15 protein-coding genes are annotated in these 9776 nt (G+C 54.3%); 4 read left to right on the top strand and 11 right to left on the bottom strand.

All coding sequences use genetic code 11. The annotated features are described in order from the left end of the window. Positions 1-14: 14 nt before the first annotated feature. Entirely contained in the window at positions 15-1151 is a 1137-nt protein-coding gene (locus DOCECA_RS13680; RefSeq protein ID WP_030142010.1) for a tyrosine-type recombinase/integrase, read from the bottom strand. After that, a complete protein-coding gene (locus DOCECA_RS13675) occupies positions 1151-1384 on the bottom strand; it encodes a hypothetical protein (RefSeq protein WP_434559807.1) in 234 nt (77 codons plus the stop codon). Before DOCECA_RS13675 ends, DOCECA_RS13680 begins: the two co-directional genes overlap by 1 nt. Positions 1385-1557: 173 nt before the next feature. Here DOCECA_RS13675 and DOCECA_RS13670 point away from each other — a divergent pair, with 173 nt between their 5' ends. The 3 genes from DOCECA_RS13670 to DOCECA_RS13660 all read left to right on the top strand — a co-directional run bounded on the left by DOCECA_RS13670 (position 1558) and on the right by DOCECA_RS13660 (position 3182). Continuing rightward, positions 1558-1839 (top strand): hypothetical protein, encoded by a 282-nt coding sequence (locus DOCECA_RS13670; protein ID WP_434559805.1) that lies wholly within the window; start codon positions 1558-1560, stop codon positions 1837-1839. A 670-nt stretch (positions 1840-2509) separates the two neighbouring features. Beyond that, on the top strand, positions 2510-2914 hold the full coding sequence (locus DOCECA_RS13665; RefSeq protein ID WP_434559803.1) for a hypothetical protein: 405 nt from the start codon (positions 2510-2512) through the stop codon (positions 2912-2914). 13 nt (positions 2915-2927) lie between these two features. Beyond that, positions 2928-3182: a DUF7660 family protein gene (locus tag DOCECA_RS13660; RefSeq protein WP_434559801.1), complete on the top strand. Its 255-nt coding sequence runs from the start codon at positions 2928-2930 to the stop codon at positions 3180-3182. Between the two features lie 34 nt (positions 3183-3216). Here the strand turns inward: DOCECA_RS13660 and DOCECA_RS13655 are convergent, their stop codons facing one another. The 7 genes from DOCECA_RS13655 to DOCECA_RS13625 all read right to left on the bottom strand — a co-directional run bounded on the left by DOCECA_RS13655 (position 3217) and on the right by DOCECA_RS13625 (position 7023). Continuing rightward, a complete protein-coding gene (locus tag DOCECA_RS13655; RefSeq protein ID WP_420765703.1) occupies positions 3217-3459 on the bottom strand; it encodes a hypothetical protein in 243 nt (80 codons plus the stop codon). A gap of 592 nt (positions 3460-4051) precedes the next feature. Beyond that, a complete protein-coding gene (locus DOCECA_RS13650) occupies positions 4052-4513 on the bottom strand; it encodes a hypothetical protein (RefSeq protein ID WP_434559799.1) in 462 nt (153 codons plus the stop codon). A gap of 246 nt (positions 4514-4759) precedes the next feature. After that, on the bottom strand, positions 4760-5323 hold the full coding sequence (locus tag DOCECA_RS13645; protein ID WP_445570682.1) for a siphovirus Gp157 family protein: 564 nt from the start codon (positions 5321-5323) through the stop codon (positions 4760-4762). Continuing rightward, complete coding sequence (locus DOCECA_RS13640; protein ID WP_445570681.1) at positions 5320-6054, bottom strand: hypothetical protein; 735 nt, start codon at positions 6052-6054, stop codon at positions 5320-5322. The genes DOCECA_RS13645 and DOCECA_RS13640 overlap by 4 nt, the downstream gene beginning before the upstream one ends. A 161-nt stretch (positions 6055-6215) precedes the next feature. Next, a complete protein-coding gene (locus DOCECA_RS13635) occupies positions 6216-6413 on the bottom strand; it encodes a hypothetical protein (protein ID WP_030142001.1) in 198 nt (65 codons plus the stop codon). After that, a complete protein-coding gene (locus DOCECA_RS13630; RefSeq protein ID WP_445570680.1) occupies positions 6410-6601 on the bottom strand; it encodes a hypothetical protein in 192 nt (63 codons plus the stop codon). The genes DOCECA_RS13635 and DOCECA_RS13630 overlap by 4 nt, the downstream gene beginning before the upstream one ends. After that, positions 6598-7023 (bottom strand): hypothetical protein, encoded by a 426-nt coding sequence (locus DOCECA_RS13625; RefSeq protein ID WP_420765707.1) that lies wholly within the window; start codon positions 7021-7023, stop codon positions 6598-6600. Before DOCECA_RS13625 ends, DOCECA_RS13630 begins: the two co-directional genes overlap by 4 nt. A 593-nt stretch (positions 7024-7616) precedes the next feature. Between DOCECA_RS13625 and DOCECA_RS13620 the strand changes: the two genes are divergently transcribed. Then, on the top strand, positions 7617-7922 hold the full coding sequence (locus tag DOCECA_RS13620) for a DUF1654 domain-containing protein (protein ID WP_434627717.1): 306 nt from the start codon (positions 7617-7619) through the stop codon (positions 7920-7922). 34 nt (positions 7923-7956) lie between these two features. Here the strand turns inward: DOCECA_RS13620 and DOCECA_RS13615 are convergent, their stop codons facing one another. Then, positions 7957-8850 carry a DUF7946 domain-containing protein gene (locus tag DOCECA_RS13615; RefSeq protein ID WP_445570679.1) on the bottom strand — a complete coding sequence of 298 codons (894 nt, stop codon included), beginning with the start codon at positions 8848-8850 and terminating at the stop codon, positions 7957-7959. A 31-nt stretch (positions 8851-8881) separates the two neighbouring features. Next, the gene (locus DOCECA_RS13610; RefSeq protein ID WP_434628587.1) at positions 8882-9745 is read right to left on the bottom strand and encodes a LexA family transcriptional regulator; all 864 of its coding nucleotides are present in this window, start codon (positions 9743-9745) and stop codon (positions 8882-8884) included. Positions 9746-9776: the final 31 nt, after the last annotated feature.

The following is a 9776-nucleotide window of genomic DNA, read 5'->3' as shown; positions in this document are numbered from 1 at the left end:
TGCAAAACCCCACCTCACAACGCCAATTCGGCACCCACCTCGACGTATTCAATCGTCTGCTCGCCGTGTCCCTTCTGGTAGTGCTTCGTCATCTTTTCGTCTGCATGACCAAGCAGCGCCTGGATGTATTCCTGGGGGAAGTTCTGCTGCTCATAGAGCCACGCGCCTAAAGCGCGAATCTCGTGAAAAGTGGGGCGCTCTCCTGCTGGCATATAGTCATAGGCGTGCGCCTCGTCCCTGGCCTTGCTGAATTCCTTGGTCAGGTAATCCGGCGTCACAGAGGTCCAGTGATCCTTCGCATTGATCTGCTCTCTGCGCCTCGCCTTGGGCTTGTAATGGATCAGGTAGGGGGAAGCGACGGGTGAGCGTAGGCACTCTCCTACAACCTCGCGTAGGGCGGCCCCCATCTTGATTTTGAGGTGAACCGGATTGCTGTAACCCTGAGTTTTTCCGGGCGAAACGGTCAGCGTGTTTTCATCCATGTTGGCGGCTGATTTCTGCCAGGTCACGATGTCCTCGCGCCGCTGGAGGCTAGTCAGCGCTAGGCGGATGGCGCGCTTTAACCATGGAGGTGTAGTTGCGGCGTTGATTATGGTTTTCAGCCCTTCGAGGGTGTGACGTTGTCGCTTCTTCTCCGCCTCCTTTTTCACCAGGGTTAGCTCGGCCACATTTCGCTCTGCGAGGCCTTTCGCCACGGCAAAAGCGAATATCTGTACCCAGAGACCGCGGTGCTTCGTGTAGGCGTTGTTGCTGAACTGGTCCAGGTATTCAGCCATGGCAAGCACGTCCAATTGCCCAATCAGGCGTTCGCCAAGGTCTCGCTGATACCGCTGAAGCTTGAACTTGATCTCCTCTAGTGTGCGAGCTGCGTAGCCTTTGTCCTTAAGCCATTCGTCCTGAAAACGCTGCAATAGGATGTTGATCGTCGGCAGACGCTCGCCAGTCAACACGGTGAGTAGCGCGCCGTCGTCGACAACCAGCGCCGACAGTTTCAGATTCGCCGCCCGCGCTAGCTTTATTGCTTCTTCCAAAGGACGGTTGATGCTCGTCACCAATCCGGTGATGGGATTGCGGTACCGCCAATATTTTCCGTTGGGGTAGAGGTTCGGCGGCAACTTTCTATTTTTCAATATGCGTGGCCGAGCCGCCATCAACCAATCTCCATCATTTGTGCGAGCAGCGGGTCGTTTGCTCCCATGACTGCTGCTTGCAGGTCTACAAAGTACATCCCGCCCTTGATCTCCCCGATCACTTCCCCCTCCTCGATCCATCTTTTGAGCTGCTGGACGCTAGGTTTGCCGCCTGCGTACCGTAGTTTTCTGTACTCGCTCACCTCCATGAGGCGAGGGAGCTTTACTGTCATTTGGGCAATGATTTTTGCCATGATGATGCTCCATGCCGCGCGCAGCGGCGGAAGGTTGTGATGATATGGAGTGATGTTCGGGAAGGAGAGCAGGCAGCCAAAAAGACCGTTTCGGCTGGTAACAGATTGCCTTTGGCGGAATACTGGTGGCATTCTGCTGCTAGACGAATTGGGCCATGCGAGAGGATTGTAAAATGACAACTAACGCAAACGAAGCAATGCTTGAACAACTGAAAAATGAAGCCACCAAAATGGGCATTGACCCAGATTTGGTTCGTTTGGAAGACATCAGCGTCATGAAGCGTGCCGAAAAAATACGTGTCAAATGGCGCGACATTGAAATTGAAGCCCCCGCGCCATCCCAGGAAACATTTGATTCCTGGTTTGAAGAAAATGGGAAGGTAATAGCCGGTGCTGTTGTTGCTTTAGCCGGTGTTACGATTGGGCTTATAGGGGCTGCAGCGCTTAAGCGATAAGTCGACTATTGAAAGCGGACGAGGTATCGCCTACAGAAAAATGCCCCAGCTCAATTTGAGTGGGTTTTACAGGTGGTTTGTGAGTATGAGAAGTGCTGATGTGGAACGTATTCGTAGCAGATCAGCATATACAGAATGAGCAGCATGGACGCGGAATAATGGACGTGCAGATGACGGCAGCATCAAACACAACACAGAGACCTACCATTCTACAATACAGTTATAAGAGCTTTGAGGTCTCAATTCGATTCGATTGGACCGAGGAGCTTCCATTTCCTAAAGCCTTTTACGTCACTCTCCAGCAGTCACATACGGCCTCCATAGAGGAGACAAGAGAGGATGGCGCTTGGGTCAATTATGAGGAGGCTGCCGAGCAAGGTAAGCGGCTTGCAGAAGGTTGGGCGGACCAAATAGAGCGTGAGGGACTAGCGGGTAACAGATCTTGTTGAGCTGCTCTTGGTGGTGGAAATTGGATGCTCGATGGGGCTGATGGTAATCATCTTCCTGTACGAGCTCACTGATCTGGCAACTTACAACGAACCTTTGAATCTCTTGCCAACGGGCTTGATCTCGACTGATCCGATGCGCTCCGTGGTGAAAGCGCTATGCTGGCAATTTTATAAAGGGTGGAGTTGAATAGCCGATTCACGAATGGAATACGGGACGGTTTATGCAGTTCAAGCGCGGCTTCAGCATCCTCGGTTTCGCTATGATTATCGTTATGGCGGCTGGGTGTAAGTCCTACACTGAGAAAGCAGCGGAGGGGCTACCTAACTCCGAAACCGCAGGTATTCGGGCGATAGAGAAGACGCTCACGATTGCCAGCGTAGATGGAGCAGACACTCTGTATGCGTTGTACACGCAGCGTACAGAATATCGCTTGTCGCCGGGAAAACACCGTCTGGAAGTGAAGAAGTGGACGGGAACACGAGCGACGAGGCCAATTTTTCGGGACGTTTACCTAAAAGCCGGGCGTGAGTACGGTCTCAAATCGATGCCAAGCGAAGACTGGTGGGACTTTAAGATCGAGGATATGGAATCCGGTGAACGGATAGATAAACCGATCACCCCTTAAGGATGGGGCGACGATGGACCCCTACGACCTCCTAGAAGAAGTCAACGACGACCAATCTTTTCTTAGATTTGCCCATGCTCTGATGGCAGATAGAGCGGCAGCCTCGGCAGATAGCACAGATTGGGAAAACGATACGATAGATGGTTTCTTGGAATCTGCCGTTGCGTGGGCAAAAGCCAGCGACTTTGGTATCAGGCAGGGGCTTGATCCGTCTAACCCTTGGCGTCAGTTTGCGGTTTTTCTGTACTGCGGAAAGATCTGTGAATGACCCGTGCGTTTGAGGGCTGTTGGAAAAAAAGCTCCTATTTAGCGTTAAGTGCCAAGTCTCTAAGCCTTCTCTCCGTCGCGTGGTCGAACCGGTCCAGAATTAGGTCGGCTTGATCCCCGGTGATGGCTCCCGCGCAGGTTAGGCCGATCACAAATCCGTGAGCTTTTGCACCGCTTTTGACGGCCAGGATCATCGATCCAGCGGTCTCGATGTCTTTTAGTATCTTCTCAGCGGCGCGCATCGCCCCGGCTGGTAGGTTGAAAGGTTCGTTAGACATTTGGTACTCCGCACACGCAAGTTTGCCCTTCGCCGGGCCGGGGCGTCGTCGCCCTCTGATGCCATCGACCAATTCGACGAAGTAGGGTTTCAGAAATCCTTAGCTTTTGGCGCCTGACGGGGTCGCGTTTCCGATAGGCTGCCCATCTGCCGGCTGGCACGACAAACGGCTCGCCAGCGACCTCATCCTAGGAGGAACCCAACCCGTTTGCCTAGAATCCAATTTGGAAACGGGAGGTGGAAGTGGAATGAAGTGCAGTTGCTGGATTTGTTGGGGCGACGCGTATCGCAAGGGTCTATGCGGTGACTGGGATGATGTCACTTGCCTAGAGTGTGGACATTACATAATTAGTCGCCGTTTGTTGAAGGATTACCTAGGTAGTAAATTTGACGTAGAGCGCATGCGAGACACTTTCGCTTTCGTTAGCGCTCAGGGTTGCATTCCGCTGGTGCACAGGTACAGCGCCGTATTTGCCAACAAAATGCCGCCACTAAAGCCTTCTGGGAAATTGATCGGCTGGCCTATCACCTTAAACAAGCTGGCAGTACAGCGGGGTGAATAGATGATCTGTCATGGCGAGCCCAAATAGGTATCAAGCGGCTAATCTGACCTGATTCCAGGCGCCGACGGCAGAGAATAGCTTCGCGACTTGTCCCTCTCCCAGACACACATCGTCGGGTATCGCAATCCAGCCAGACGCCACCAGATGGTTCGGATTGCAGCTCTTGCGGAGCTCCAGGTAGTAATGCTCGATAGCATGCGTAAGACTTTCCACCTTGTAGACGCCTTGTGGCGATATCTCCACTGACTTGATGTACTCGGCTCCGCGGTCGTCTCGGCACATGCCGGCGATATAGATTGTCCAGTTGTAGGCGAAATCGAAGATTGCGTTTGCGATTTCAAGCGTTCGGATCTGGCGGCAACTTTTCCAGTTCATCATGACCTGCGTGCCGCTCGGGTCAATGTTTACCACTGCGACATGGTTGGTCCTGAGCAATGCCCGGCATTTTCGTTCGGCGCGGGCGACGTTGTTATTCGCTTTACGTTTGCTCATGGCGTGTCCACCGCTTTGCGCCTCGTACTCCGCTTGGCGTGAGGCCGCGATTTGCGTCTCCGCTTCAGGATTGTTTCCGGGTCTATACGGGTGGAGCGGGGCGGTCGTATCGGATTGAAAGGCGGTGCCTCCAATTGAACGACTCGTCCGCCCTCCTGGAGATATTTGGTGATCTGATCATCGATCGATTCTGCATTCCGCCGCTGCAGCTCGATCAGGCTGAGGTGATTGCTAATCATCTTTGCCTCACTTAATTCGGATGGAGCTATCTCCACGTTCCAGGTGCGCCCAGGACGGTTCGGGCAGAAGTTCATGCTCGACGTCTTCACCAGCTTCGATCCGTTTCCGGACGGCGTCGTTGTGATCGCGGATTTCTTTGAGTTTGGCGGCGATAGCGTTCTTATCGGGCGCAATGCTGGTTTTCACGGCAATGAGCTCATCCGGCACGGCGTCCTCGTTGTCCACGATTACCTTCTCTTTGCCGAGGGCCAGGGTAATGGTGAAAAGGGGACGCTTAATGGTTTTGAGATCTGCCGCTTCCATGTTTCGGCGAAGGTAGTCGGTGATCTCGGCCACGCTGTTGTTCTTGATGCGCTTGAGCTCGGTGAGACGCTCAATCTCGTTTTCAATCGCGGCCACATCGCTTTCAATGTTCCGGCGCAGCATGACGACATTGTCGGCCTTCACTTCGAACTCGCCTTGGATCTCTTCCAGGGCGTGCTGTAGGGCCTCTTTAAGTCCCTCATCATCGACGTCGGCCATCGCTTGGATCTCGGCGAGCTTGCCGGAGAGTGCGTATAGCTGGGTCATGCAGCTGACTCCTCTTCGAATTTCGCAGAAAGGTCTTTCAGTTCTTTGGCGATGCGCCGGACCGCCGTATCGTCTTTACGCGCGGTCAGGCGTCGAACTGCGTGGTCATGGATCTTTTTGAGTTCTTGCAGCGACTGGGCACCTTGCATCGTCTCGACAACCGACCTGATGTAATCCAGCCGTTCTTGCTTCTGGCGTTCCTCTTCCGCGACCTTGTCTTCAGCTTTGATCATCGCTACCTCATCGCGCACCGCATCGACATAGGCGGCGTCCTCATAGAGGCCCATGTGGATGTCGGCTGCAAACCCGAGGGGTTGGAGGCACTTGCCGATAGCATCGGTCAGCGACTTTTTCGCAGCCTCCCAATCAGTGACGATCTTCCCCTGTTGGAGATGGACGAAAGGGGTGTGGCCGTAATGCTCGACGGTGCATTTCTTACCATCTTTGCCCACGTACCAGAGCTGAATTTTCAAAGTATGCAGCTTGGCGTTAATACGTGGAGCGTCCGGCCATTCCTTGGTGGGAGCCTGAAGAGGGCCGCCTTCGTCGAAGCGATCCTCAAGGACGGTCCAACCCCAACCCTCGCCGCACGGGCCGAACACTTCCGTGGCCTTGCGCATCAGGTAGGTGGGTTTAATGGCGGTGCCTTTGAAACCGCCCAGGCCAGTGAAATTCTTTGTTGCGCTGGGATCGGTTACGTTGACCTGATCCCAGATGCGGGTATTGGACATAACTATTCTCCGCGCGACCGACGAGGGGCGCTGCGTACAGAGCTGAAGTTATTGGGCGACGCGATCAGCCAGAGCGCTGAGCAACATCAAGAAGAAGCAGAAGGCGATGGTTGAGAAGGATCCACGCCAGATGAGAATGCGCCGGGCGCGCTGACGGCTGGTCATCTTGGCCGAACCCTCACAGCGATTCGCCGGCCCTGCATGGTTGCTGTGAGGCGCCGTGGGAGATCTGCGACGCGTTCGTCACGACTCCGTCCGATCACCTCATTGAACGGCATGCCATAGCCGATGATGGCTATCCTGCGCTGGATGTCATCCAACTGTTCATCGATCAGTGTTTTTACTGGTGCAGTGCTCATCGCGCCTCCTTGCGCTTCCGGCTGATCTTCAGCAGGCGTGCGCTGTAGTGATGGAATTCCTCGGGTGTAATCCCGCCTGACGTGAAGTGGCGGACAATCAGGCCCTCGGCGAGCGTGTCGTCTAAATCTTTGCTTTGAGACTCTTCGAGCGCTGCTAGGGCTTGGTCGATTGCGATGTGAGGACTCACAGTTCGTTGTCCTCTGCTTGAGCAATCAATGCGTCATCAGCCAGGGGCTCAAGTAGCGTTTGAGCGATCTCGCCGCGCTTGCCCAACGGGTGATCGCTCGGGCCAAGGAGCTCAGCGATCGCGTTCTTGTCGGGTCTGCCATTGTCCAAAGAGAGCATCAACCAACCCAGCGCCGGAGAATGCACCTCGCAGTCTGCGAGCCGGTTGTTCACGTGCTCATCGATAGCCAGAGCGAGCTGAGCCCTGGTTACCGTCCGAGGCCGGCGCATACGGCGTTGGACTTTAACGTCCACTCCAGCCAGCAGACTTTCGACGGCGTTGTACAGCCACTCGGCTCGTGCATTTTCCCAGCTGTCCTCGCTAATCATCGAAGGCGACTGGACGATTTTTAATGGTTGGCTGATTTTCAATGCAGCGGTCATAGAGGCCTCCGTCTGGCGAGGTGTTGAACTGAAACCTGGCTGCGGGTTGGCAGCGCGAGGAGTAGCTAGGAGCGCGCTGTAGAGGGCGCGCCGGATGACTTTTCAGTTGTTTTCCCAATGCACCCGGAGGTCCAGGTGCATCAGTGAAAAAGCTGTATCGCTCGCGCCTCCTACCGGGTCATTCGCCAGTTCGGTCAACACCTCGTCCGCCGTCGCAGTTCTGCGCGTTGGTAGCCTTTCAGGGCTATCGGATCGCCGGTCGCCAGTAGTCGCGGCGCGATTTTGTTCACCTGACTTCCTCTCGCCCCACAGGTGTGGCCGGGGCTGACCTCCCAGCGTTGGCTGGGTAATCGTTTATGGCGCGCGTTATTAAAGAGCGGCGGGTCTGTTGAGGCCCTTCGCGGCCGTGAACAGCTGCGATGGGATAAATATGAACCAAATGTTCATATGCGGTCAAGTACCAAAAGTACATATTTTGCGCGACGGACGCCGCACCGTTGAAAAGCGCGAGCTGACCGCTCCAACCGTTTACGCGCTAAACCACCTTCGTTATAGTTTTTTACTGGTTGAATATACAGTGCTTTGGAGCGACGATGACGGAAGTGACTAATCTGTGCAATGCGGAAGGGCGGCGGCTGAATGGGATGGAACGGCTGGGGTTGCGAGTGTCTTCGATGATCAACCACCCGGTCGCACAAATTCGGCGGTGGGTGACGATCCATCGTTTGGACCGAGATAGTGAGCAAGATTGGGATGAAATAATGGGTTTGCTATCCGAAACGGACGGCATAGACATGACGTATAACGATGACGGGTCGGTGACGTTGAGGTGGGAACCTAGCTGCGAAGGCGACAGCTCGGTCGTTATCGAAACGGAAGAGGATCTGGCTCCCTTTTAACGGGGAAGGAAAAGCCCGCTCAAGGCGGGCTTTTTTAAGCCTCGGTGATGAAGAGGCGGTGTAATTCTCCATCCTTGAAAACCGGTCTGGCTCTAACCTTCAATTTGTCGTGGCGGTTCAAAGCTTGGGTGTAAGGGTTGTTTGGCTGAGTGAGCGCCACATCATCAATTTTTCCATGAAACGTACCGAGATAACCTTCAATCTCCACCCGACACACACCGCTATCAACACTTAATGAGTAAATGCGAGTTAGTAGATAGTCCCCGGGGCCTCCGACAACTACGTCACCATCCGAGCGGATTGCCAATGCTTCGGGTTCTGAAATGATCACCGGATGGTCTGAGTCGGAGAACTGGGTGATCTGATTGCAGCTTTTTCCCACTGGTGCTAAGGCTGCTCGCATCGGCGATTTCGCCGCCTCAGTTAGACCCGGGATAGATAGCATCATCTTTTCGTGAAGAAGGCTAAGATTGTCGTTTGCCTTGATCAGTCCATTTGCGAGAAGCGTGTTCAATTCCGAAGACGCTTTCGCCTGATCCTTGATGACGTCGACCAGTTCCTTCACGTTTGATGTTCCCGACAGCGCTTCTTTGATGTGCCCCATCACTTTTGCCACAAGCCAGTCGAAGGCTTTTTTATATACATCGTTGAATGCCGGATATTGATGGGTAAGTGCTGTAAGTATAACCAGTGTTGAGTCGAATGAGCCCTCCCTAGGCGGGGCTGAAAAGCACCGTAGGTCAGATTGTTGCCTGCCGGAAAGTACCTCACCATGGAGGCAATAATGACTTACTAGCCGGTACAGACGGGCTGAACCGTCTACGGAGCGTGCGTACTGCGTCGAGTCCAGGAGATGCCTATCCGCATCGCCGCCGTCGTATTTAACATCCATGTGTCCGGCGATGCCGGTCATAGAACCCCATTTCATCTTGTCGTCCCTGGGTTTTCTTAGTAGTTCGCTAAACGAGATGGGCGTTCCATACCAACAGAACGCGAGCCTGAATGTAGGTGTCCTCCGCTCTAATCGTTTCAGGAGGGTGGAGCGCGTTGTCAGAAATCATCTTTAACCGACCTTCGCCCATCCATTGGAGCCGCTTTATGTACAGGTGCCCATCCCAAGAGAACATATAGATCCCGTCCCCTATGAACTCACGGATGCTTATGTCTACTAAAAGCGGGTCGCGGTGCTTGATGGTGGGAGCCATCGATTGGCCCCAGCCGGTCACTATTTTCAGATGAAAGTGTTCTTTGAACTCAACGCCCATTTCGCGCAAATGCTGAGGACTGACGCGCACATCCTGTAGCAATTCTGGATAGTCGTGCGGAATCTGTCCGCCACCCATTGCTGCGCGAACGTCGTAATGTGCAATCCAGACTTCGTCACCGACGGCGCCCGGACGGTAATAGTCGATTTCGAGCGCGCCGCCATCGTACCCCTCAGCTACCGCAAGAAGGCGCCGCCGTGCATCATCCGAGAGCCCTTTTCCCTGCTTGGCGAGCATGTTGCGAACGACCTCCGCAGCAGAGGCTGCGGGCGCGTGAGTTTCATGGGAATTAGCGTCTAGCGTTTGCCGTATGAGCGGGTCGTCACCCACGCCATGTTGCAGCCACTCGATCTTCACACCCAGGGCCGTCGCAATCGCGCTCATCTTGGCGGGCCCGGGTAACGACTCGCCGTTGAGCCATTTGCTTGAAGCTTTGGGCGTCACTTTCGCAATCTCTGCCAGGCGAGCGCCAGCCCCCCATTGGTCAATACCATGAGCGGATAACGCCTTTTTTAGGCGAGCAACAAATGCAGCGCGGATTTCTTCTATATGAACCATCGGTTCAGCATCGCATGCTCTTGCTTGTACT

This window comes from Pseudomonas sp. E102, assembly GCF_052660185.1.
This window is presented reverse-complemented; position numbering and strand designations above follow the sequence as displayed.